Genomic DNA, 20,391 nt, shown 5'->3' with positions numbered 1-20,391 from the left:
ACCCTAGACATGCAAGCCGCGTGCCCGCCTTCGGCACGTGCCGCCTGGCCATGAGGTGCCTTCATGGCTGAGCAGTTGCCCGGGACGCATCGCTTCGTCGACGACTACCTGCCTGCATTGCTGGCGCAGGCCAGCCAGCTGATCTCCTCGGAATTCCACGAGGTGGCGCGGCAGCAGGGTTTCTCGGTGTCGGAGTGGCGCGTGATGGCATCGCTCGCGGGCAGCGAGCCCATCAGCATCGGCCAGCTCGCGCAGCTGACCGTGACCAAGCAGCCGACGGTGACGCGCCTGCTCGACCGCATGGAAGCACGCGGACAGGTCGAGCGGCTGCCCCATGAGAGTGATCGCCGCATCACGCTGGTGCGGATCACGCGCAAGGGGCTGAAGGCGGTGGAGCACCTGATGGAACTCGCGCGCGACCACGAGCGGCGCGTGCTCGAACCCTTCGGCCTCCGGCGCGCCGAAGAGCTGAAGCACACGCTGCGGCAGATGATCGACTTGCACGTGCATGTGCCGGTCGAGGCGCCGGACGAAGACTAGGGCACCAGCACCGCGCGGCCGCGATGGCCGCGCTGCGCGATCCAGTCGAGCGCCGCAGCCGCCTCGGCGAGCGCGAAGCTGTGCACCTCGAGATGCAGGCGGCCATCGGCCAGGCGCGCGAGCAGGCCGGGTACCGCCGCGCGGCCGGCGGCTTCGCGCCTGAACATGTTGAGCGGCAGCAGCGCCACGTCGCGCTGCAGGAAATGCGCGATGTCGAGCTGCAGCGCCTGGCCCGCCGTGTAGCCGATGAGCACGGCCCGCCCGCCGGGTCGAACGGCGGGCAGCGCTGCCGAGAGAACAGCGCCGCCGACCGTGTCGATCAAGAGGTCCGCACTCGCGGTCGCCGGCGCCTCGGCCTGCGGATCGACCGCTTCCACGATGCAGCCGAACTCGCGCGCCAGCTGCACCGCGAGCGAACCCACGGCGCCGCTCGCACCCGTCACCAGCACCCGCTCGCCGGCTTGCAGCCTGGCGACCTCATGCAGCGCCACCCAGGCCGAAGTGGTGGGCGAAAAGAATGCGGCGCCCAGCGCCATGGGAAATTCATCGGGCAGGAGGCCGAGCGCTTCGTCGGGTGCATCGACCTGCTCGCACCAGGTGCCATCGAACAGCGTGCCCAGGCCGCTGCCGCGCAGCCACACGCGCTGCCCCGGCGCGTAGCGTTCGCTCGCGACAACGATGCCCGCGGCCTCCACGCCCGGCGTGTAGGGCAGCGGCGGATGGCGCAGGAAGCTGCCGCGCCACACGGTGCGGTCGATGTGGCCGACCGTGGCGGCCTGCATGCGGACAATGGTGCGGCCGGGCCGCGACACGGGGTCGGGCACGTCCTCCAGCACGGGCACCGCATCGAAGCCGTGGATTCGAATGGCTTTCATGGCAAGGCCGAAAGAAAGTCGAGCACCGCCTCTGCGAAGGCTTCGGGCATCTGGTCGGGCAAGGGCACCATGCCGCCTTCGATGTCGACGATGCGTGCCTGCGGCAGATGGTGCTGCAGCTCCGTGGCGTGCGGCGCGGCGAAGGGGTCGGCGGTGGCGCGGATGATGAGCGCCGGCTGCGTCACGCGGCCGATGCGCTCTTCCATGCGGTAGGAAGCGACGGCGCGATGCCCTTCTTCCACGCGATGGCCGACCTTCAGCGCATCGCGCACGAAGGCCTCGAGCAGGTCGGGGCGGCCCGGCGGATAGAAGCCTTGGCGCCTTTGCCAGAGCGCGGCAAGGTGGCTTCCATCTTCGCTGGGCGCCACCTCGTCGATGGGTGGCCGCTGGGCGCGGGCGATCCGAAAGGCTTCGCCGGTGTACGGCGTGGACGACAGCGCGAGGCCGCGCACCCGATGGGGAAACGCGGCAGCCAGCTCGATCGCCACCACGCCGCCGGTGTGATGGCCGACCACGTCGGTCTGTCGGATGTTCAGCGCATCGAGCAGCTCGCACGCCACGCGCGCCCATTGCGCGATGCTCGCCGGCACGCCGCCGTCCGACGAATCGCCGAAGCCGGCAGTGTCCATGGCGATGGCCCGATAGCACGTGCCGAGCAGCGGCAGCACCTCGCGGTATTCGGCCCAGCTGCGCGGCGACTGGTGCAGCAGCAGCACGGCCGGCGCACCGCGGTCGCCGCATTGCGCGTAGTGCACCTGCCCCACCGACAGGTCGGCAAAGGCGCGGTGGATTTTCATGCGCGCGTCTCGTCGGCGGGTGCGCGCCACAGCCCCGCGTGCTTGAGCTCACCAAGCGTACGCGACAGCACGTCGCGGCGGTAGGCGGCAACGTCGCGGCCGGCGTAGTCATAGAAGCCGCTGCCGCTCTTGAGGCCGAGCCGCCCTTCCCCGACCATGCGATCGACGATCGCCGGCGCCGTGTAGCGCCCCTTGTCGATCGAGGCCGACATTTCGCGGCTCGCATGGTGCAGGATGTCGCAGCCGCCGAAGTCGATGAACTCGACCACGCCGAGCGCCGCGAAGCGCAGCCCCAGTCCGTAGCGCGTGGCCTTGTCGATTTCCTCGGCGGTGGCGGCGCCCTCCTCGATCATGCGGGCCGCCTCGTTCATCACCAGCGCCTGCAGGCGCGGCACGATGTAGCCCGGCGATGCGCCGCAGACCACGGGCAGCTTGCCGATCTCTTCCATCAGCGCCTTGGTGCGCGCGAGCACGGCGGCATCGGTGCCGGCGTGGCAGCTGAGCTCCACCACCGGGATCACATAGGCCGGATTGAGCCAGTGCATGTTGAGAAAGCGCCCGGGCAGGCGCACCAGCGCCGCGAGCTGCGTCACGAGGATGCTGCTGGTGGTCGAGGTCAGGATGGCGTCGTCGCGGCAATGGCGGTTGAGCTGTTCGAAAGCCTCGCGCTTGGCTTCCATGGTCTCGGGCACGCCTTCGAACACCAGTTCGGCGGCGGCGAGCGCCTGCGGTGCCGATGCGGCATTGACGAAGCTCACGCGTTCGGCAATGGCCTGGCCCTGCTGCGCATCGATCACGCCGAGCTGCGCCAGCCCCGCAAGGCTGGCTTCGATCTCGGCCTTGGCTTCGGCCTGCAGGCGCTGCCAGGCTTCGTCCCCGCGCTGGCGCAGGTCGACGAGCGAGATCCGGTGGCCCGCATAGGCGAAGGCGATGGCGATGCCGCGCCCCATTCGGCCGGCGCCGACGGCGGCGAACCGCGGCAGCGGCTGCTCATTCGCCATCGTGCAGCCGTTGCTTGAGCTGCGCCGCGCTCAGGTCGGCAAGGCCCAGGCTTTCGAAGGTGCGCGAGCCGTAGCGAAGCTCGCGGCCCAGGAAGCCGCCGACGATGGCCAACAGGCCATGCGCAATGGGCGCATCCACGCCGGCGTGGCGCGCGGCCGACGCGAGGAAGGCCAGCCCGAGTTCGGTGTCTTCGGTGATGTAGCGGTGCGTGTGCAGGTCGATGTTCTCGCGCCAGTCACCCGACTTGACGAGCTGCTTGTGCGCATCGCCGTACATCCAGCGGTCGTTGTCGTAGTGGTCGGCCAGCGGATAGTGCGGCGCCCCCTGGCCGAAGGCTTCACGCACCGCGATGCGCTCGCGGTCGAGCCGGTCGGTCACGTCGCGCACGGCGCGCTGGGTGCCTTCGTTGTGGATGTCCCAGCGCTCGAAGTGCTGCAGGGGGGCGGCGTTCATCACCATCAGCGGCGGGTGGATGACCGGGCCGGCATTCATGAGCGCACCGGAGAGCGCGTCGCCGCAGGCATGCACGGCCGGGTAGGCCCTGCGGATGACCTCGATGGCACCGGCCTCCTTGCGCGCCGGATAGACACCCGTCGGCAGGCGGATGGCGCGGATGGTGACGTTCACTTCGCGCTCGCCGTGCTTGCGTGCGAGATAGGGCAAGGTGCCGGTCTCGGCCCAGGCCACGTCGGCGTGGTTGCCCGCCTGCTTCACGGTCCTTGCCATCACGTAGCTGCCGAAGGTGCCCGGCGGCAGGAAGACGACCTGCCCATCGACCAGGTGCGGCGCCATGGCCAGCGCGATGTCGTGCTGCGCGATGGCGGGCGTGGGAACGACGATCAGTTCGGCGCCCTTGAGCGCGGCGGCGATGTCGGCGGTGGCCAGCGCAAGCGGCACCTCGCGCGCGCCATCGGCGTCCTTCAGCGTGATGGCGCCGGCCTTCACGAGCGGCGCGAGCGCAGCCGCGTCGCGGCGCCACAGTCGCACCTCGTGGCCGGCTTCGGACAGGTCCGCGGCGGCGGCATAGGCACCATGGCCACCCCCAAGAATCGCAATTTTCATGGTCGAGATTTGAAAACAGATGTCGATGAACCGGCAGCCGCGGCGCGGACCCGGGGGAAGCAATGCGGCTATTACATTACTTTTCATCAGTTCATGTGTCAATCAAATTCCGCGACGAAGAACCCCTCGGAAACCCGCAATGGAAAAAGCCCGCGCTTCTTGCGAAGCGCGGGCTTTGTCCTGGTGCGAGGCGGCCAATCGGCCGCTTCGGAATGGATCAGCGCGTGGGCTTGAACGCACGCTTTTGGGCGTCGCGGGGCACGAACACCTTGCCCGGGCCGCCATGGCCTGCGCCATTGCCGCGCGGTGCGAAGCCTTCGCGCGGTGCAAAGCCTTCACGGGGCGCGAAGCCGCCGTCGCCTCGGCCGCCGCCATGGCCATGGCCATGGCCGCCGCGCGGAGCGCTATCGCCCCAGCCCGGCTTGCGGCCGTAGCCACCGCCGCCGCCATTGCCGCCGTCGTCACGGCCGCCGCCGAAGCCGGCGTTGTTGCCGCCCTGGAAGCCGCGCGGGCCCTGGTGGCCCTGGCTGGGCGCCGGACCGCGTGCATTGCGGTCGTTGAAGCCGCTGGCACCGGCATAGCCGCCGCTGTTGCCGCCGCGGTAGCCACCGCCGCCGCCCGCACCGCCATTGCCGAACTTGCGGTCGCGCGACTGGTTGTCGCCGCGGCCGCCGCGGTACTCGCCCATGGGCGGGCGCGATTGCGGCATGCGCTGCTGCGGCTCGAGGCCGGCAACCACCTCAGCCTTGAACTGCTGGCGGCTGTATTGCTCGATGTCCATGATCTTGCGGCGATCGCGGAACTCGGCAAAGGTGATGGCCAGGCCGTCTCGGCCCGCGCGGCCGGTGCGGCCGATGCGGTGGGTGTAGTCCTCGGCCTTCATCGGCAGGCCGAAGTTGAAGACGTGGGTGATGGTGGGCACGTCGATGCCGCGGGCGGCAACGTCGGTGGCCACGAGGATCTGCACCTGGCCCTGGCGCAGTGCCATCAGGCGGCGGTTGCGCAGGCCCTGGCTCAGGGCGCCGTGCAGCGCCACGGCGCTGAAGCCTTCTTGCTGCAGGTCGGCGGCGAGGCCGTCGCACTCGACTTGCGTGCTGGCGAACACGATCGCCTGGTTGATGCTGGTGTCGCGCAGCCAGTGGTCGAGCAGCTTGCGCTTGTGCTGGCTGTTGTCGGCCCAGTACAGGGACTGCTTGATGTTGGCGTGCTTCTCTTGCGGGCTGTCGATGGTGATGCGCTGCGGCTCGCGCATGACGCGCTGGGCCAGTTGCTGGATGCGCGGCGCGAAGGTGGCGCTGAACATCATGGTCTGCTGGCGCTCGATGGTGAGCTGGTTGACTTCGGCCAGGTCGTCGGAGAAACCGAGGTCGAGCATGCGGTCGGCTTCGTCGACCACGAGGAACTTGACCTGGTCGAGCTTGAGCTGCGACGAGCGCTGCAGGTCGAGCAGGCGGCCGGGCGTGGCCACCACGAGATCGGCGTTCTGCAGCTTGGCGATCTGCAGCTGGTAAGGCATGCCGCCCACCACGTTGGCCACGCGGAGGCCGCGGCAATGGCGGACCAGTTCGATGGCGTCGTGTGCCACTTGCTGCGCGAGTTCGCGCGTCGGGCACAGGATCAGGGCGCCAGGCGTGGCGGCCTTGAAATGGCGTGCGTTGGTCGGGTCCTTGCGCTTCGGCTTCTTGGGCACGGCTTCGCCGCGGGCAGCGGCTTCGGCGGCCAGGCGCTGGAATTCGGCCTTGGCTTCGGCTTCGGCTTCGGCCTGGCGCTTGAGCAGCGTGTGCAGCACGGGCAGCAGGAAGGCGGCGGTCTTGCCCGAGCCGGTCTGGCTGGAGACCATCAGGTCGACGAAACGGGCCTTGCCGTCCTGGCCGGCTTCACCGCCCATGGCGAGCGGGATCACCTTGTCTTGCACGGTGGTCGGCTGGGTAAAGCCCAGGTCGGCCACGGCGGCGATCAGTTCGGGCGCGAGGCCGAGCTTGACGAAGCCGTTGGGCGCGCGGGGCTCTTCGGCCACGGCCGCTTCGGGCGTTGCTGCGTCGAGCGCGTCGAGGATCGGCGCTTCGGACAGGGTGTCCGCGGCGGCGATGAATTCGTTGTTGTTGGTGGATTGCACAGGCGCGAACTCGCCCTGCGCTTCAAAAGCGTCGGTCATGTAGAAATCAATCTCAAACGCGAGCGCTGCCGTAGGCGGCGCCCCGTTGGTGGTTAAAAACATCAACCATCCAACGACATTCAACTTCTGGCTTACGCCGGAGGCTGCGGCCCTTTTTGATCAGCAAAAGCGATCGGGCGCGGTGTGCAAGATAGGGAGATGCGAAGAGACGCCGACCAGAAAACCAAAAATACCGGAAGCCGGATCAGCGAAGCCCACGATTATGGCACGAGTCGGGGTTTTTACCTAATCCGTCAATCGCAAGAAGGTTTCCCGGTAGTGCGCGAGCTCCTCGATGGATTCGTGCACGTCGGCCAGCGCCGTGTGGGCCTGCTGCTTCTTGAACGCGCTGTAGGCGGCGGGCTTCCAGCGCTTGGCCAGCTCTTTCAGGGTGCTGACGTCGAGGTTGCGGTAGTGGAAATACGCCTCCAGCTTGGGCATGAACTTGACCAGGAAGCGCCGGTCCTGGCCGATGGTGTTGCCGCACATCGGCGAGCCGCTGCGCGGGATGTACCTGGCGATGAACTCCAGCAACTGCTGCTCCGCGGCCGCTTCGTCCAGCGTGGAGGCCTTCACCTTGTCGATGAGGCCGCTGCGGCCATGCGTGCCCTTGTTCCAGGCGTCCATGGCGTCGAGCACCGCGTCGCTCTGGTGGATGACCAGCACGGGGCCATCGATGCGGGGCGTGAGGTCGGGGCCGGTGACGACCACGGCAATCTCGAGCAGGCGCTCTTTCTCGGGGTCGAGGCCGCTCATTTCGCAGTCGAGCCAGACCAGGTTCTGGTCGCTTTTCTTCAGCACGGGCGGGGCTGCGGGGGTCGTGGGGTCTAGGGATTCGGGCATCGCTGGATTGTCGTCGAAGGCCTGCGCCGGCCGGACCCGAGGGCTAAACTCGGCGCTCATGTCCTATTCGCTCATCTTCACCATTGCCTTCGCCTCTGCACTGGTCGCGGGCCTGCTCGTGAAGTTCTGGCTCGCCTCGCGGCAGATGCGCCACGTGGCGCGGCACCGGGGCGCCGTGCCGCCGGCCTTCGCGCACACCATCAGCCTGGCGGCGCACCAGAAGGCCGCCGACTACACCATCGCCAAGGCGCGCTTCGGCCTGGTCGAAATGGCCTGGAGCACCGCGCTGCTGCTCGGCTGGACGCTGCTCGGCGGCCTCGACGCGCTGAACCGGCTCCTGCTGGCCTGGCTCGGCGGCGGCATGGTGCAGCAGCTGGCCCTGCTGGCGGCGTTCGCGGCCATTGGCGGCCTGCTCGAGTTGCCCTTCACGCTCTGGCAGACCTTCAGGCTCGAAGAGCGTTTCGGCTTCAACAAGATGACCTTTCGCCTCTGGCTCGGCGACACGGTCAAGTCGACGCTGCTCGGTGCGGCCATCGGGCTGCCGATCGCCGCGGTGATCCTCTGGCTCATGGGCACCGCGGGCACCACGTGGTGGCTCTGGGCATGGGCCGTGTGGATGGGCTTCAACCTGCTCGGGATGCTGATCTATCCCACTTTCATTGCGCCGCTCTTCAACAAGTTCAAGCCGCTGGACGACCCGCATCTGAAGGAGCGCGTCACGGCATTGATGAAGCGCTGCGGCTTTGCCGCCAAGGGCCTGTTCGTGATGGATGGCAGCACCCGCAGCGCCCACGCCAACGCTTACTTCACCGGCTTCGGGGCGAGCAAGCGCGTGGTGTTCTACGACACGCTGCTGCGCCAGCTCAACCCGAGCGAAGTGGAAGCCGTGCTGGCGCACGAACTCGGCCACTTCAAGCACCGCCATATCGTGAAGCGCCTGGTGGCGATGTTCGCGCTGAGCCTGGCGGGCTTCGCGCTGCTGGGCTGGGTGTCCACGCAGGCCTGGTTCTACGCGGGCCTGGGCGTGCAGCCCAACATGGCGGCCACGGCGCCGAACAACGCGCTCGCGCTGCTGCTGTTCATGCTGGCGATCCCGGTGTTCGGCTTCTTCATCGCGCCCCTGCCCGCGCGCCTGTCGCGCAAGCACGAGTTCGAGGCCGATGCCTACGCCATTGCGCAAACCAGCGGCGCCGACCTGTCGGCCGCGCTGCTCAAGCTCTACCAGGACAACGCGTCGACGCTCACGCCCGACCCGGTGTTCGTCAAGTTCTACTATTCCCATCCCCCGGCCTCCGAGCGCCTCGCGCGCATGGCGGCGGCCTGAGACATCGCCCCGAAAGCCGAGCCCATGAGCAGCATGTTCAAGCCCAAAGACTGGAAAAACATTCCCCGCAAGGCCCTGAGCGCCACCGAGATCGTCTCGGGCCTTGCCCAGCTCGACGGCTGGAAGCTCAGCGGCGACGGCGCCGAAGTCGCCATCGAGAAGACCTTCAGCTTCGCGAACTATTTCGAGACCATCGCTTTCGTCAACGCGCTGGCCTTCATTGCGCACACGCAAGACCACCATCCGGATCTTTCGGTGCACTACAACCGCTGCGTGGTGCGCTTCAACACGCACGACGTCGGCGGACTCTCGGTCACCGACATCGAGTGCGCGCGGCAGGCCAACGCGCTGGTCGCGGACTCCGCCGCATGACGGACAACGCCCGTGGCTAAGCCGGGCCGCGCCGCCGCGTCCCCGGCCCCTGCCGCCAAGGCACTCCACGACGGCCTCGTCGTTGCCAGCCATGGGCGCCATTGCCTTGTCGAAACACCCGCCGGCGAGCGGCTGATCTGCCATCCGCGCGGCAAGAAGAGCCAGGCCGTGGTCGGCGACCGGGTGCGATGGCAGGCCACGGAGGACGAAGGCACCATCGAGGCGGTCCTGCCGCGCCGCAACCTTTTCTACCGGCAGGACGAGATCCGCACCAAGTCGTTCGCAGCCAACCTGGACCACGTGCTGATCCTGATCGCGGCCGAGCCGGAGTTTTCAGAGCACCAGCTCGCGCGTGCGTTGATCGCGGCCGAGGCCGAGCGCATCACGCCGATCATTGCGCTCAACAAGAGCGACCTCGTCGAGCCCTTTGGGCGCGCCTGGAACAAGCTCGCGCCCTACCGCCGAATGCATCACGGCGTGCTGCCGCTGTCGCTGAAGGCATCGGGCGAAGCAGACTACGCGTCGCTCATGAAGCTGCTGGCCGGCAAGTCCACCCTCGTACTGGGGCCCTCCGGCTCGGGCAAGAGCACCCTGACCAACCTGCTGGTGCCGGGCGCCACCGTGCTGACGCAGGAAATCTCCCAGGCACTGAACTCGGGCAAGCACACGACCACCAGCACCACCTGGTACTGGATCGACGAAGCGCGCACCACCGGCCTGATCGACTCGCCGGGGTTCCAGGAATTCGGGCTGAACCACATCCAGCCGATGCAGCTTGCGAGGCTCATGCCCGACATTGCCGAGCACGCGAACGACTGCAAGTTCTACAACTGCACCCACCTGCACGAGCCGGGCTGCGGCGTGATCGCGAACGTGGATTCGCCGGCCAGGCCGGGGCCGATCAGCGCGTCGCGCTACAGGATCTACGGCGAGCTCTTTGCCGAACTGAGCCAGTCGCGCTACTGAACCTCGAGGATCGATTCGAGCGCCCGCACCAGCGCTTCGCACTGTTCCCGCGTGCCGATGCTGATGCGAAGGTATTGCGCGATGCGCGGCTGCCTGAAATGGCGCACCAGCACCGCACGCTCGCGCAGCAGCGCCGCCAGCTCGGCCGCATCGCGCCCGGGATGGCGCACGAAGATGAAGTTGGCCTGCGAAGGCAGCACTTCGAAGCCCATGTCTTCCAGTTGCAGGCCGAGCCCTTCGCGGGTGTCGACGACCTTGCCGCGGGTGGCGGCGAACCAGTCTTCGTCCTCGAGTGCGGCCACCGCGCCCGCCGTGGCGAGGCGATCGAGGGGATAGGAATTGAAGCTGTCCTTGACGCGCACCAGCGCGTCGATCAGGTGCGCCTGGCCGCAGGCAAAACCGACCCGCAGGCCAGCGAGCGAGCGCGACTTGGACAGGGTCTGCACCACCAGTAGGTTCGGATACCGGCCGACCAGCGGCAGCGCGCTCTCGCCGCCGAAATCGACATACGCCTCGTCCACCAGCACCACGCGCTGCGGGCATGCGGCAAGCAATTGCTCGATGCGCGAAAGCGGCAGCCCGATGCCCGTGGGTGCGTTCGGATTGGCGATCACGAGGCCGGCGCAACCCTGCGCGGCGCGCGCGGCCAGGGCATCGACGTCGATGCGCAGGCCCTCGTCCATCGGCAGCAGTTCGCATGCAATGCCGTAGAGCTGCGCGTAGACGCGATAGAAGCTGTAGCTCACGTCGGGCATCAGCAAGGGCTCGGCCTGCTGGAAGAAGGCGAAGAAGGCGTGCGCCAGCACCTCGTCCGAGCCGTTGCCCGCAAAGACCTGGCCGGGCTGGAGGCCATGCCGCCGCGCGACCGCTTCGCGCACCGCGAGCGAAGCCGGATCGGGGTAGCGCTCCAGGCCATTGGCCGCCGCCTGCTGGATGGCGTCGATGGCGCGGGGCGACGGCGGGTACGGGTTCTCGTTGGTGTTGAGCTTGACGAGGTTGGCGATGCGCGGCTGCTCGCCGGGCACATAGGGTTCGAGCGCGCCGATGCGCGGGCTCCAGAAAGCCGGCACTGCAGAAGTCATGGCGTCTTCGTCGCCTGTTCTCAACCGAGCAGCCGGGCCAGGGTGAGCAGGGCCAGCAGCACCATCCACATCACGACGGAGCGCCAGACCAGGCCGACCACGCTGCGCAGGTGGCCGGGCTCGGGCTCGCGGCCCGGCGTGCTGCCGCTGTCGGGCCGGCGGCCGTCGGCCATCGAATCGCCGGCTTGCGCGCGCGGCAGCGGGTCGGCGACCGGAATCGGGCTCAGCGCGCCGCCGCCCAGCCGGACGTTGACCGCCCCCGAGGTCGCCGCGAGGATCACGCCGTCGTTCTCGCTCGCAAAGCGCCGTGCATCGTTGCGCCAGCAATCGATGGCTTCCTCGAAGCTGCCGACCACGGCAAAGCCCAGCGCGGTGATGCGCGCGGGCAGCCAGTCGATCGCGTGCCATGCGCGGTCGGCCGCGCGCTGCACCGAAACGCTCGAAGGCTGGATGGCCGCGCCGTTCTTGTGCGTCCAATAGCGCGAGACGAATTCGCTCATGCGATAGAACGCCGCACCCGCGGGGCCCAAGCCCAGGGCGGCAAGAATCGAGAACCACGCCAGCACGCCGAACACATGGCGGTGCGCCGCGATCACCGAATGCTCGATCACATGGCGGACGATTTCACTGCGCGGCAGGTCGGCCGCATCGACACCCTGCCAGTGCGCCAGCAGCGAGCGCGCGAGCGGCTCGTCGCCTTCGTCGAGCGCATCGCGAATGTCGGTGAAGTGGTGGCTGAACTGCCGGAAGCCGAGGGTGACGTAGAGCACCGCAATGCTCCAGAGCACGGCAAAGGGCAGGCCCAGCGTGAGCACCAGCAGCCAGTGGATGCCCAGTGTCAGCAAGGTGGGCACGAACACCGCAAGGGCCCAGGCGACCCATCCGTGATGCGGTTTGCCGGCATCGAAGTTGCGGCTGGTCCAGCGCGTCCACGCCAGCACGCCGCCGTATACCGGGTTGCGCGGGGCGAGCGGCCGCACCTGCTCGATCAGCAACGCACACAGGATGGCAAAGAAGCTCATCCTTCGATGATAGCGAGAGAGCTCGCGCAGGCCCGGCCGCGGCGGGCTCAGGCGCTGAGGAACCGGTAGAGGTTGCGCAGCATGCCCGCGGTGGCGCCCCAGACGAAGCGCTCTTCGGCGCCGTCCTGGTAGGGCATCGAGTACCACTCGCGCCGGGTGCCGTCGGGCGCCGGCACGGTGTGGCGGCGGTGATTGGCCGGGTCCATGAGCCAGGCCAGCGGCACCTCGAAGGCCAGCGCCACCTCATAGGGGTTGATGGTGAGTTCGAAGCCGGGCTTCACCAGCGCGACCACCGGCGTCACGATGAACGAAGTGACCGTGGTGTAGGTCGGAAGGCTTCCGAGCACCTCGATGTACTGGGCCGACAGGCCCACTTCTTCCCAGGCTTCGCGCAATGCCGCGGCCGCGGTGTTCGCGTCTTCGGGATCGACCCGGCCACCGGGGAACGCGACCTGCCCCGAATGGTTGGACAGGTGCGCGGTGCGCTCTGTCAGCAGCACGGTGGCGCCTTCCGGGCGCTGCACGATGGGCACCAGCACGGCTGCCTGAGCCGGCGCGCGGTCGGTCAGGCGCGGTTCGCGGCGCAGTTCGGGTGTCCACGCCGGCGGGGTCGCAAAGCGCCTGCGCAGCGCCTCGGTCGCCAACTGCTCGGGCGGGACGGCGGGCAGGCCATCGGGACCGCCGACCACCGGTGCCTTGCGCGGGTCGATCTGCATCAGCGTGGGCGGCACCACGGCATTGACGGGTTCGACGGGAGCGAGCGGCATGGGAACGGTGGAATCGGTCAAGTGAAAGTGTTTCGGTGAAGCGTAGAGCTTAAGAGAGCGATGCCGTGGTTGCGCAAAAAACGTGCACGGCGCACAACGCAAAAAGCCGCCAGAACGGCGGCTTTTTGCACGACAGGCAGCAGCTTACTTGGCAGCCTGCGACTTGCCCGGCAGCTTTTCCTTGATGCGTGCCGAACGGCCGCTGCGCTCGCGCAGGTAGTACAGCTTGGCGCGGCGAACGTCACCGCGGCGCTTGATTTCGATGCCGGCGATCAGCGGGCTGTAGGTCTGGAACGTACGTTCCACGCCTTCGCCACTGGAGATCTTGCGCACCGTGAAGCCGCTGTTGAGGCCGCGATTGCGCTTGGCGATCACGACGCCTTCGTAGGCCTGCACGCGCTTGCGGGTGCCTTCGACGACGCTCACGCTGACGATGACCGTGTCACCGGGCATGAAATCGGGGATCTTCTTGCCGAGGCGGGCGATTTCTTCCTGCTCGAGGGTTTCGATGAGGTTCATGATTTCCTGATATTCGATCGTGCTCGCGCTACACAAAAGGCGCCTTTTGGTTCGTTGCTTCTCAACGGCCTGGGGCCATGAGAACCCGCAACGAGGCCAGGCGCGGCCGGGCAGAGGATCGGGGAACCGACGATTATAGCTTTTTTTTGAGCGCCGTCTCATCGGCCTTGCCGAGGCGCCCGGCAGCGCGTGCGGCGTCGATCAGGTCGGGGCGCCGTGCGGCGGTGATCGCCAGGCGCTGGTCGCGCCGCCAGCGCTCGATCTGCACATGGTGCCCGGAGAGCAGCGGCGCCGGTACGCCCTGCCCGTTCCATTGCTCCGGCCGCGTGTAGTGCGGGCAGTCGAGCAGGCCGTCGAGCGATGGATTGAAACTGTCCTGCACGTGGCTCGCCTCGTCGCCCAGCACGCCGGGTTGCAGGCGGGCCACCGCATCGAGCAGCGCCATGGCCGGAATCTCGCCACCCGAAAGGACGAAATCGCCGAGGCTGATCTGGTGCGTGACGCGCGTGTCGATGAAGCGCTGGTCGATGCCTTCATAGCGGCCGCAGACCAGCACGGCGCCCTCGCTGGCGGACCAGCGCTCGACCGCTTCGTGGCGCAAGGGCTCGCCGATGGGGGAAAACAGGACGACGGGCGCCGCGGCGCCGCGCGCGGCCAGCGCCGCATCGAGGCAGGCCGAGAGCGGCTCGGCCATCATCACCATGCCGGGACCGCCACCGAAGGGCCGGTCGTCCACGCGCTTGTAGTTGCCCTGCGCAAAGTCGCGCGGATTCCAGAGCACGACCTCGACCTGCTTCGACTCGTAGGCACGGCGCGTCACGCCGCTGGCCATGAACGGAGCGAACAGTTCGGGAAAAAGCGTGAGGACGTCGAAGCGCATGCGCGCGAGCCGGTCAGGCCTTTCGCCGGGCCGCCGCAAGGAAGGCCTGCGCCCCCTCGGGGGGCAGCGAATACACGAAGTGACGAGCGTGGGGGCTGCTCATTTCAGTATTCGGGCTGCCAGTCGACCGTGATGAGACGGCCGGCCAGGTCGACCTTGTCGATGAAGACCGAGACGAAGGGCACCATGCGCTCGATGGCCTTGCCGTCTTCCTCGGCCGCGAGCACCAGCGTGGTCTGCGGACCGGTGGCGAGCAGTTCGCGCACCGTGCCGAGCGCGACGCCTTCGCGGTTCACCACCGAGAGGCCGATCAGGTCGACCCAGTAGTACTCGTCGTCGCCGGCCGTGGGAAAGCTCGAGCGCGGCACGAACACGCGCGCGCCGCGCAGTGCCTCGGCGGCATTGCGGTCGGGCACATCCTCGGACGAGGCGACGATGCAGTCGGAATGTTCTTTGGCTTCGCGGATCGCGAGCCGGAAAGCGGCGGTCGCCGAGGCTCCGGGAGCCTGCAGGAACCAGCGCTTGGAAGAAAAAAGCGCCTCGGGCTGGGCGCTGTGGGGCAGGACCTTGAACCAGCCCTTGATGCCCCAGGCATCGGCGATGCGTCCTACCTCGATCGCATCCGCCGGCAATTCGGCGGCTTCGAGTGCGGGCAGCATCGCCTTGCCGGACAGCTTAGGCTGCCGCCTTGGGGGCCGCTGCAGCAGCTTGCTTGATCAGGCGCAGGACCGTGGGCGAAGCTTGTGCGCCGACGCTCTTCCAGTAGGCCAGGCGATCCTGGGCAATACGGATGCTTTCTTCGTTTTCCTTGGCGATCGGGTTGTAGAAACCCAGGCGCTCGATGAAACGGCCATCGCGGCGAACGCGCTTGTCCGACACGACGATGTTGAAGAACGGACGGCCTTTGGAGCCGCCGCGGGAAAGTCGAATGACGACCATGATTTATCCTTGGGTGGTGCAGCAGGCCCGTCTTCTGGACAGGAGGCCCGCTCACAGTGTTCTTTCAGCGTCGAGACACGCGACATGGCCACCCGGCCAGCGACACGCTGAAAAGCCTGCGATTATAGCCCGACCCGCGTTTTATCCAATTCCAGCGCTTGCCGCGCTTCGATTTCCACCTGCATGACCCTCACCATCCGCCCCAGCCGCGACGAAGATGTCGCAGCCATCACGGCCATCTACGCCCATCACGTGCTGAACGGCACCGGCACCTTCGAGACCGAAGCGCCCTCTGTGGCCGACATGTCCGCGCGGCGCGCCGACGTGCTCGGCAAGAACCTGCCCTACATCGTGGCCGAGGACCACGGCGAAGTGTTGGGTTTTGCCTACTGCAACTGGTTCAAGCCGCGTCCGGCGTACCGTTTTTCAGCCGAAGACTCGATCTACATTTCGGAAAACGCGCGCGGGCGGGGCTTGGGCGGCCAGTTGCTCGCAGCCCTCTCGCAGGCCGCGGAAGCGGTGGGCGTGCGCAAGCTGATCGCCGTCATCGGCGACTCGGCCAATGCAGGTTCGGTCGGCGTCCATCGCAGCCAGGGCTTCACGCACGTGGGCGTGCTCAAGGACTGCGGCTGGAAATTCGGCGAATGGCGCGACGTGGTCCTGATGGAAAAGGTGCTCGGCCAAGGCAGCACGACCAAACCCGAATGAAAAACAAGACCGTTGCCGCCTGGCTCTCCTTCCTGGGCGGCCCGCTGGGCCTGCACCGCTTCTACCTGCGCGGCATGGGCGACTGGCTCGGCTGGCTGCTGCCCATTCCCACGGCGCTGGGCTTCTACGGCATCGAGCGCGCACGCATGTACGGCCTGGACGACGGATGGAGCTGGGTGCTGATTCCGCTCCTGGGCTTCACCATCGCGGGATGTGCGTTGATGGCCATCGTCTACGGCCTCATGACGCCCGAGAAATGGAACGCCCGCTTCAACGGCGGTGCGCCTTCGGACGCCGCGCCGGGCCGCACCAACTGGGCCACGATCGGCGCCGTGGTGCTCGCGCTGCTCTTCGGCACCACGGTGCTGATGGCCAGCATCGTGTTCAGCTTCCAGCGCTACTTCGAGCACCAGGTCGAGGAAGGCCGGAAGATTTCGCAGTAGCTGGAGTCAGAAAATCTGCAGGCTGACCCAGTAGGCAATCGCCGCAACGAACGCCGAGGCCGGGATCGTGAAGATCCAGGCCCAGACGATGTTGCCCGCCACGCCCCAGCGCACGGCACTGGCGCGCTGCGCGGAGCCCACGCCCACGATGGCGCCGGTGATGGTGTGGGTGGTCGACACCGGAATGCCCAGTGCGGTGGCCAGGAACAGCGTCAGCGCGCCGCCGGTTTCGGCGCAGAAGCCGCCCACGGGCTTGAGCTTGGTGATCTTCTGGCCCATGGTCTTCACGATGCGCCAGCCGCCGAACATGGTGCCCAGCGCAATGGCGGCATAGCAGCTCACGATGGTCCAGGTGGGCGGGGTCGCGTCGGTGGCCGAGGCGTAGCCGGTGGCGATCAGCAGCATCCAGATGATGCCGATGGTCTTCTGCGCGTCGTTGCCGCCGTGGCCCAGGCTGTAGGCCCCGGCCGAAACCAGCTGCAGCCGCCGGAACCAGCGGTCGACCCGCGACGGCGTGGCCCGCCGGAAGCCCCAGGCCACCACCACCATCATCATCGAACCGAGCACGAAGCCGAGGAACGGCGAGACGAAGATGAAGGCCACCGTCTTCCAGATGCCGGTGGCCACGAGGCCGCTGGTGCCGGTCTTCGCGATCACGGCACCCACGATGCCGCCGATCAGCGCGTGCGACGAGCTGCTGGGGATGCCGTAGTACCAGGTCACGAGGTTCCAGCTGATGGCGCCGACGAGCGCACCGAAGACCACGTGCACATCGACCACGCCGGGCTGTGCGATGCCCTTGCCGACCGTGGCCGCCACGCTCAGGTGGAAGATGAAGATCGCGATCAGGTTGAAGAAGGCCGCGAACAGCACGGCGTGTCCGGGCTTGAGCACGCCGGTCGACACCACGGTGGCGATCGAGTTCGCCGCGTCGTGGAAGCCATTCATGAAGTCGAACAGGATCGCGAGCGCGACCAGCACCATCACCACCCAGAGGGCGACCTGAACCGTTGCCATCGAGTGCTGCCGATCAGGAATTCTCGAGGACGATGCCCTCGATCACATTGGCCACGTCCTCGCACTTGTCGGTGATCGTCTCGAGCAATTCATAGATTGCCTTGAGCTTGATCACCTCGCGCACATCGGGCTCCTCGCGGAACAGCTTGCTCATGGCACTGCGCATCACGCGGTCGGCGTCGGACTCGAGGCGGTCGATCTCCTCGCAGGTCTTGAGCGTGGCCTCGGCCACCGCCGGATCGGCGATCTTGCTCAGGAACTTGACGGCGTCCTTCAGGCGGTCGCAGCACTTCACGCTCAGGGCCGTGAGGCGCACGATCTCGTCGGTCATGTGGCGCACGTCGTACAGCGCCATGGTCTCGGCCGAGTCCTGGATCAGGTCGGCCACGTCGTCCATCGTGTTGATGAGCTTGTGGATCTGCTCGCGGTCGATGGGCGTGATGAAGGTCTTGTGGATCAGCCGGTTGACGTCGTGCGTGACACGGTCGGCCGCGCGCTCGGCATTGTCGACGTCGCGGTTGTATTGCTCCCGCAGGTGCACGTCGTTGTAATTGGCCACGAGTTGCTCGAACGCCCGCGCCGCTTCGACAATGCGCTCGGCGTGCTGGTTGAACATCTCGAAAAAATTCCCCTCGCGGGGCAGCAGCTTGCCAAACATGGCGCTCTCCTGGGTTCGCGGCTGCCACAAATGCGTGACAACGTCATGAAAAACCGCGCAAGTGTAATGGGCGGCGCAATTTCGCCTGCGCGGCGGGGTTCCCCGCCGGCCCGCTCAGACGCGAATCCGCTCGATGACCTGGGACGAAACGCGGGCGAGCGCTGCGCGCGGCACCTTGTCGGGCGCGATTTCGGCCAGGGGCTTGAGCACGAAGGCGCGATCGCGCATGCGCGGGTGCGGCAAGGTCAGCGCGGGCGTGTCCTTAATCGCATTGCCGTGCATCAGCAGGTCGAGGTCGAGCGTGCGCGGCGCATTGGGAAACGGCCGCTCGCGCCCGGCCTGCTCCTCGAGCAGGTGCAGTTCGGCCAGGAACGCCTCGGCCGTGAGCCCGGTGCGCACGGCGACCACCGCGTTGATGAAATCGGGGCCTTCCGCATCGACCGGCGCGCTGCGGTACAGCGACGAACGCGCGGTGACGACCGTGCGCTCGATGGTGCCGATGGCGTCCATGGCCGCCTTGACCGCCGCCTGGGCGTCGCCCAGGTTGGCGCCGATGGCGACGAAAGCCTGCACGGTCGGGTAGTCCTCGCGCGTGCGGCGTGCGGCCGGGCTGCCGGGCGCCACCTTGCCCGAGGGCCGGCTGGAGGCGCGGCGCACGGGCGCCGGTCCACTCTTCGGCCTGGCGGCACCGCTGCGCGGCGGCGCGGTCTGGCTCCTGCCGCCGCTTTTGCCGCCGGGTTTGCCGTCCTTCGGCCGGTTGGGGGCGCTCATTCGCCTGCGGCGCTCCCGCCGCCCTCGCCTGCACCGCCACCGCCGCCACCGGCGCGCGGCTTCCGGCGGCGCCGGCGCTTGCGCGGCGCCGCGGCTTCGCCATCGCCCGCCGCGCCCGCGGTTTCGGTTTCCAGCTCGTCGTCCGGCTGTGCCGGCTCGTCGGCATCCTGGCGGTCCTGCCGCTGCCGCCCAGGCAGCTCGTCGCGGGGCTTCGAAGGCACCGGGTCTCGCGTTCTCACGCGCTGGCGGGTCTTCTGCTCGTCGCGCACCTGTTCCAGCAGGTCTTGCCGGCGCACGTCGTCGGCCGTGCTGAATTCCTGCCACCACTCGGCGATGGCCTCGCCGACCTCGCCCACGTCGGCGCGCAGGCGCATGAAGTCGAAGGCGGCGCGAAAGCGCGCCTGCTCGACCAGGCTGTAGGGCGTGGAGCCGGTGCGCTTGTCGAAGCGCGGCTGCATCATCCAGATCTCGCGCATGTCGGCGGCCAGCTTGCCGCGGCCCGACACGTCGCCGATGCGGGCGTTGAACACGTCGTCGATCGCGTCCTGCAGCGCCGGGAAAGGCGGCTGCGCGCGTTGGCCATGCCGGCCTTCGATGCGCTGGGCCCAGCCGTCGCGCACGTCGGCCCAGAGCACGCAGGCCAGCAGGAAACTGGGCGCCACGGGCTTGCCTTCGCCCACGCGGCGGTCGGTGTCCTGCAGGGCCGCCTTCACGAACGGCGAATCGGCGCGCTCGACCACCACGTCGAGCAGCGGGTAGATGCCCGTGACCAGCCCCAGCTTGCGCAGCTGCTCGACGGTGGCAATGGCATGGCCGGTCTGCAGCAGCTTGAGCATTTCGTCGAACAGTCGGCTCTGCGGCACGTCGGCCAGCAGCTTGCTCGACTCGACCAGCGGTGCGGCGGTCTTGGTTTCCATCTTGAAACCCAGCGCCGCGAGCTTGGCCGAGAAGCGGATCGCGCGAATGATGCGCACCGGGTCTTCGCGGTAGCGGGTGGCCGGATCGCCGATCATGCGCAGCGTGAGCTTCTGCGCGTCCTTGATGCCGTTGTGGTAGTCGACCACGATCTGGTTGGCCGGGTCGTAGTACATGGCGTTCACGGTGAAGTCGCGGCGCGCCGCGTCTTCGTCCTGCGGGCCCCAGACGTTGTCGCGCAGAACCCGGCCGGTCGAATCGACCGCGTGCGTCATGCCCGCGAGCTCGCCCTTGCTGGTGCGCTCGTTGCCCTTCACCTGCTCGGCCGCGGCGTTGTCCATGTAGGCGCGGAAGGTCGAAACCTCGATCACCTCGTGCTCGCGGCCGCGCCCGTACACCACGTGGACGATGCGAAAGCGCCGCCCGATGATGAAGGCGCGCCGGAACAGCGACTTGACCTGCTCCGGCGTGGCATTGGTGGCCACGTCGAAGTCCTTGGGGCGCAGGCCCAGCAGCAGGTCGCGCACCGCGCCGCCCACCACATAGGCTTCGTAGCCGGCCTGCTGGAGGGTGGTGACGACGTTCTTCGCGCGTTCGTCGACCAGGGCGGGATCGATCCTGTGAACCTCCGCCGGCACCTCCTGGCGCTTGCCGAAGCGGCTCTTGCCCTGTGTGCCGCCGGCCGATTTGCCGAGCAGCTTGTCGATGAATTTCTTGATCATTGTTGGTTGAAG

Annotated in this window: 23 protein-coding genes; 6 read left to right on the top strand and 17 right to left on the bottom strand. The window is 67.9% G+C overall.

Annotated elements, in window-relative coordinates; genetic code table 11:
• Nucleotides 1–63 precede the first annotated feature (63 nt).
• A complete protein-coding gene (locus tag ABID97_RS08820) occupies nucleotides 64–540 on the top strand; it encodes a MarR family winged helix-turn-helix transcriptional regulator (protein WP_354398139.1) in 477 nt (158 codons plus the stop codon).
• Here ABID97_RS08820 and ABID97_RS08815 read toward each other — a convergent pair.
• The 6 genes from ABID97_RS08815 to orn form a co-directional block, all read right to left on the bottom strand.
• Complete coding sequence (locus tag ABID97_RS08815; RefSeq protein ID WP_354398138.1) at nucleotides 537–1,415, bottom strand: quinone oxidoreductase family protein; 879 nt, start codon at nucleotides 1,413–1,415, stop codon at nucleotides 537–539. The two genes, ABID97_RS08820 and ABID97_RS08815, sit on opposite strands and share 4 nt — an antisense overlap.
• Nucleotides 1,412–2,212 (bottom strand): alpha/beta fold hydrolase, encoded by an 801-nt coding sequence (locus tag ABID97_RS08810; protein ID WP_354398137.1) that lies wholly within the window; start codon nucleotides 2,210–2,212, stop codon nucleotides 1,412–1,414. The genes ABID97_RS08815 and ABID97_RS08810 overlap by 4 nt, the downstream gene beginning before the upstream one ends.
• Nucleotides 2,209–3,213 (bottom strand): 3-hydroxybutyryl-CoA dehydrogenase, encoded by a 1,005-nt coding sequence (locus tag ABID97_RS08805; RefSeq protein ID WP_354398136.1) that lies wholly within the window; start codon nucleotides 3,211–3,213, stop codon nucleotides 2,209–2,211. Before ABID97_RS08805 ends, ABID97_RS08810 begins: the two co-directional genes overlap by 4 nt.
• Nucleotides 3,203–4,276 carry an NAD/NADP octopine/nopaline dehydrogenase family protein gene (locus tag ABID97_RS08800; protein WP_354398135.1) on the bottom strand — a complete coding sequence of 358 codons (1,074 nt, stop codon included), beginning with the start codon at nucleotides 4,274–4,276 and terminating at the stop codon, nucleotides 3,203–3,205. The genes ABID97_RS08805 and ABID97_RS08800 overlap by 11 nt, the downstream gene beginning before the upstream one ends.
• Before the next feature lie 217 nt (nucleotides 4,277–4,493).
• Nucleotides 4,494–6,431, bottom strand: a complete 1,938-nt coding sequence (locus tag ABID97_RS08795; RefSeq protein ID WP_354398134.1) for a DEAD/DEAH box helicase — start codon at nucleotides 6,429–6,431, stop codon at nucleotides 4,494–4,496.
• 246 nt (nucleotides 6,432–6,677) lie between these two features.
• Nucleotides 6,678–7,274 (bottom strand): oligoribonuclease, encoded by a 597-nt coding sequence (gene orn, locus ABID97_RS08790; RefSeq protein ID WP_354398133.1) that lies wholly within the window; start codon nucleotides 7,272–7,274, stop codon nucleotides 6,678–6,680.
• A gap of 58 nt (nucleotides 7,275–7,332) precedes the next feature.
• On the opposite strand from orn, the gene ABID97_RS08785 reads away from it, so the two are divergent.
• The 3 genes from ABID97_RS08785 to rsgA are packed head-to-tail and all read left to right on the top strand — an operon-like array spanning nucleotide 7,333 to nucleotide 9,936.
• Nucleotides 7,333–8,598, top strand: coding sequence for a M48 family metallopeptidase (locus ABID97_RS08785; RefSeq protein ID WP_354398132.1), 1,266 nt, complete (start codon nucleotides 7,333–7,335; stop codon nucleotides 8,596–8,598).
• 24 nt (nucleotides 8,599–8,622) lie between these two features.
• Nucleotides 8,623–8,970 (top strand): 4a-hydroxytetrahydrobiopterin dehydratase, encoded by a 348-nt coding sequence (locus tag ABID97_RS08780; RefSeq protein WP_354398131.1) that lies wholly within the window; start codon nucleotides 8,623–8,625, stop codon nucleotides 8,968–8,970.
• A gap of 12 nt (nucleotides 8,971–8,982) precedes the next feature.
• Nucleotides 8,983–9,936, top strand: coding sequence for a ribosome small subunit-dependent GTPase A (gene rsgA, locus ABID97_RS08775; RefSeq protein ID WP_354398130.1), 954 nt, complete (start codon nucleotides 8,983–8,985; stop codon nucleotides 9,934–9,936).
• On the opposite strand, the gene hisC is transcribed toward rsgA, so the two are convergent.
• The 7 genes from hisC to rpsP form a co-directional block, all read right to left on the bottom strand.
• Nucleotides 9,930–11,018: a histidinol-phosphate transaminase gene (gene hisC, locus ABID97_RS08770; RefSeq protein ID WP_354398129.1), complete on the bottom strand. Its 1,089-nt coding sequence runs from the start codon at nucleotides 11,016–11,018 to the stop codon at nucleotides 9,930–9,932. The two genes, rsgA and hisC, sit on opposite strands and share 7 nt — an antisense overlap.
• A gap of 20 nt (nucleotides 11,019–11,038) precedes the next feature.
• Nucleotides 11,039–12,040 carry a CobD/CbiB family protein gene (locus tag ABID97_RS08765; RefSeq protein WP_354398128.1) on the bottom strand — a complete coding sequence of 334 codons (1,002 nt, stop codon included), beginning with the start codon at nucleotides 12,038–12,040 and terminating at the stop codon, nucleotides 11,039–11,041.
• Nucleotides 12,041–12,087: 47 nt separating this feature from the next.
• The gene (locus tag ABID97_RS08760; RefSeq protein ID WP_354398127.1) at nucleotides 12,088–12,807 is read right to left on the bottom strand and encodes a CoA pyrophosphatase; all 720 of its coding nucleotides are present in this window, start codon (nucleotides 12,805–12,807) and stop codon (nucleotides 12,088–12,090) included.
• Nucleotides 12,808–12,951: 144 nt separating this feature from the next.
• Complete coding sequence (gene rplS / locus ABID97_RS08755) at nucleotides 12,952–13,326, bottom strand: 50S ribosomal protein L19 (RefSeq protein ID WP_093018611.1); 375 nt, start codon at nucleotides 13,324–13,326, stop codon at nucleotides 12,952–12,954.
• Between the two features lie 133 nt (nucleotides 13,327–13,459).
• Nucleotides 13,460–14,206 (bottom strand): tRNA (guanosine(37)-N1)-methyltransferase TrmD, encoded by a 747-nt coding sequence (gene trmD / locus ABID97_RS08750; RefSeq protein ID WP_354398126.1) that lies wholly within the window; start codon nucleotides 14,204–14,206, stop codon nucleotides 13,460–13,462.
• A gap of 104 nt (nucleotides 14,207–14,310) precedes the next feature.
• Nucleotides 14,311–14,865, bottom strand: coding sequence for a ribosome maturation factor RimM (rimM, locus tag ABID97_RS08745; RefSeq protein ID WP_354398125.1), 555 nt, complete (start codon nucleotides 14,863–14,865; stop codon nucleotides 14,311–14,313).
• A gap of 16 nt (nucleotides 14,866–14,881) precedes the next feature.
• Nucleotides 14,882–15,145 carry a 30S ribosomal protein S16 gene (gene rpsP, locus ABID97_RS08740; protein WP_028259818.1) on the bottom strand — a complete coding sequence of 88 codons (264 nt, stop codon included), beginning with the start codon at nucleotides 15,143–15,145 and terminating at the stop codon, nucleotides 14,882–14,884.
• A gap of 183 nt (nucleotides 15,146–15,328) precedes the next feature.
• Here rpsP and ABID97_RS08735 point away from each other — a divergent pair, with 183 nt between their 5' ends.
• Both ABID97_RS08735 and ABID97_RS08730 read left to right on the top strand, forming a co-directional pair.
• Entirely contained in the window at nucleotides 15,329–15,853 is a 525-nt protein-coding gene (locus ABID97_RS08735; RefSeq protein WP_354398124.1) for a GNAT family N-acetyltransferase, read from the top strand.
• Nucleotides 15,850–16,296, top strand: coding sequence for an NINE protein (locus tag ABID97_RS08730; protein WP_354398123.1), 447 nt, complete (start codon nucleotides 15,850–15,852; stop codon nucleotides 16,294–16,296). Before ABID97_RS08735 ends, ABID97_RS08730 begins: the two co-directional genes overlap by 4 nt.
• Nucleotides 16,297–16,302: 6 nt before the next feature.
• On the opposite strand, the gene ABID97_RS08725 is transcribed toward ABID97_RS08730, so the two are convergent.
• From ABID97_RS08725 to pcnB, 4 genes are all read right to left on the bottom strand, one after another.
• Nucleotides 16,303–17,313 carry an inorganic phosphate transporter gene (locus tag ABID97_RS08725; protein ID WP_354398122.1) on the bottom strand — a complete coding sequence of 337 codons (1,011 nt, stop codon included), beginning with the start codon at nucleotides 17,311–17,313 and terminating at the stop codon, nucleotides 16,303–16,305.
• Nucleotides 17,314–17,326: 13 nt separating this feature from the next.
• Entirely contained in the window at nucleotides 17,327–17,971 is a 645-nt protein-coding gene (locus ABID97_RS08720) for a DUF47 domain-containing protein (RefSeq protein WP_354398121.1), read from the bottom strand.
• 114 nt (nucleotides 17,972–18,085) lie between these two features.
• Nucleotides 18,086–18,742: a 2-amino-4-hydroxy-6-hydroxymethyldihydropteridine diphosphokinase gene (gene folK / locus ABID97_RS08715; protein ID WP_354398120.1), complete on the bottom strand. Its 657-nt coding sequence runs from the start codon at nucleotides 18,740–18,742 to the stop codon at nucleotides 18,086–18,088.
• A complete protein-coding gene (pcnB, locus tag ABID97_RS08710) occupies nucleotides 18,739–20,379 on the bottom strand; it encodes a polynucleotide adenylyltransferase PcnB (protein WP_354398119.1) in 1,641 nt (546 codons plus the stop codon). The genes folK and pcnB overlap by 4 nt, the downstream gene beginning before the upstream one ends.
• Nucleotides 20,380–20,391: the final 12 nt, after the last annotated feature.

The sequence above is a fragment of the Variovorax sp. OAS795 genome (genome assembly GCF_040546685.1).
In the GTDB taxonomy this organism is placed as follows: domain Bacteria; phylum Pseudomonadota; class Gammaproteobacteria; order Burkholderiales; family Burkholderiaceae_C; genus Variovorax.
This window is presented reverse-complemented; position numbering and strand designations above follow the sequence as displayed.

Coding starts and splice junctions, on each gene's coding strand:
- ABID97_RS08820 (WP_354398139.1), top strand. CDS start 64: ATGGCTGAGCAGTTGCCCGGGACGCATCGCTTCGTCGACGACTACCTG.
- ABID97_RS08815 (WP_354398138.1), bottom strand. CDS start 1,415: ATGAAAGCCATTCGAATCCACGGCTTCGATGCGGTGCCCGTGCTGGAG.
- ABID97_RS08810 (WP_354398137.1), bottom strand. CDS start 2,212: ATGAAAATCCACCGCGCCTTTGCCGACCTGTCGGTGGGGCAGGTGCAC.
- ABID97_RS08805 (WP_354398136.1), bottom strand. CDS start 3,213: ATGGCGAATGAGCAGCCGCTGCCGCGGTTCGCCGCCGTCGGCGCCGGC.
- ABID97_RS08800 (WP_354398135.1), bottom strand. CDS start 4,276: ATGAAAATTGCGATTCTTGGGGGTGGCCATGGTGCCTATGCCGCCGCC.
- ABID97_RS08795 (WP_354398134.1), bottom strand. CDS start 6,431: ATGACCGACGCTTTTGAAGCGCAGGGCGAGTTCGCGCCTGTGCAATCC.
- orn (WP_354398133.1), bottom strand. CDS start 7,274: ATGCCCGAATCCCTAGACCCCACGACCCCCGCAGCCCCGCCCGTGCTG.
- ABID97_RS08785 (WP_354398132.1), top strand. CDS start 7,333: ATGTCCTATTCGCTCATCTTCACCATTGCCTTCGCCTCTGCACTGGTC.
- ABID97_RS08780 (WP_354398131.1), top strand. CDS start 8,623: ATGAGCAGCATGTTCAAGCCCAAAGACTGGAAAAACATTCCCCGCAAG.
- hisC (WP_354398129.1), bottom strand. CDS start 11,018: ATGACTTCTGCAGTGCCGGCTTTCTGGAGCCCGCGCATCGGCGCGCTC.
- ABID97_RS08765 (WP_354398128.1), bottom strand. CDS start 12,040: ATGAGCTTCTTTGCCATCCTGTGTGCGTTGCTGATCGAGCAGGTGCGG.
- ABID97_RS08760 (WP_354398127.1), bottom strand. CDS start 12,807: ATGCCGCTCGCTCCCGTCGAACCCGTCAATGCCGTGGTGCCGCCCACG.
- rplS (WP_093018611.1), bottom strand. CDS start 13,326: ATGAACCTCATCGAAACCCTCGAGCAGGAAGAAATCGCCCGCCTCGGC.
- trmD (WP_354398126.1), bottom strand. CDS start 14,206: ATGCGCTTCGACGTCCTCACGCTTTTTCCCGAACTGTTCGCTCCGTTC.
- rimM (WP_354398125.1), bottom strand. CDS start 14,865: ATGCTGCCCGCACTCGAAGCCGCCGAATTGCCGGCGGATGCGATCGAG.
- rpsP (WP_028259818.1), bottom strand. CDS start 15,145: ATGGTCGTCATTCGACTTTCCCGCGGCGGCTCCAAAGGCCGTCCGTTC.
- ABID97_RS08735 (WP_354398124.1), top strand. CDS start 15,329: ATGACCCTCACCATCCGCCCCAGCCGCGACGAAGATGTCGCAGCCATC.
- ABID97_RS08730 (WP_354398123.1), top strand. CDS start 15,850: ATGAAAAACAAGACCGTTGCCGCCTGGCTCTCCTTCCTGGGCGGCCCG.
- ABID97_RS08725 (WP_354398122.1), bottom strand. CDS start 17,313: ATGGCAACGGTTCAGGTCGCCCTCTGGGTGGTGATGGTGCTGGTCGCG.
- ABID97_RS08720 (WP_354398121.1), bottom strand. CDS start 17,971: ATGTTTGGCAAGCTGCTGCCCCGCGAGGGGAATTTTTTCGAGATGTTC.
- folK (WP_354398120.1), bottom strand. CDS start 18,742: ATGAGCGCCCCCAACCGGCCGAAGGACGGCAAACCCGGCGGCAAAAGC.
- pcnB (WP_354398119.1), bottom strand. CDS start 20,379: ATGATCAAGAAATTCATCGACAAGCTGCTCGGCAAATCGGCCGGCGGC.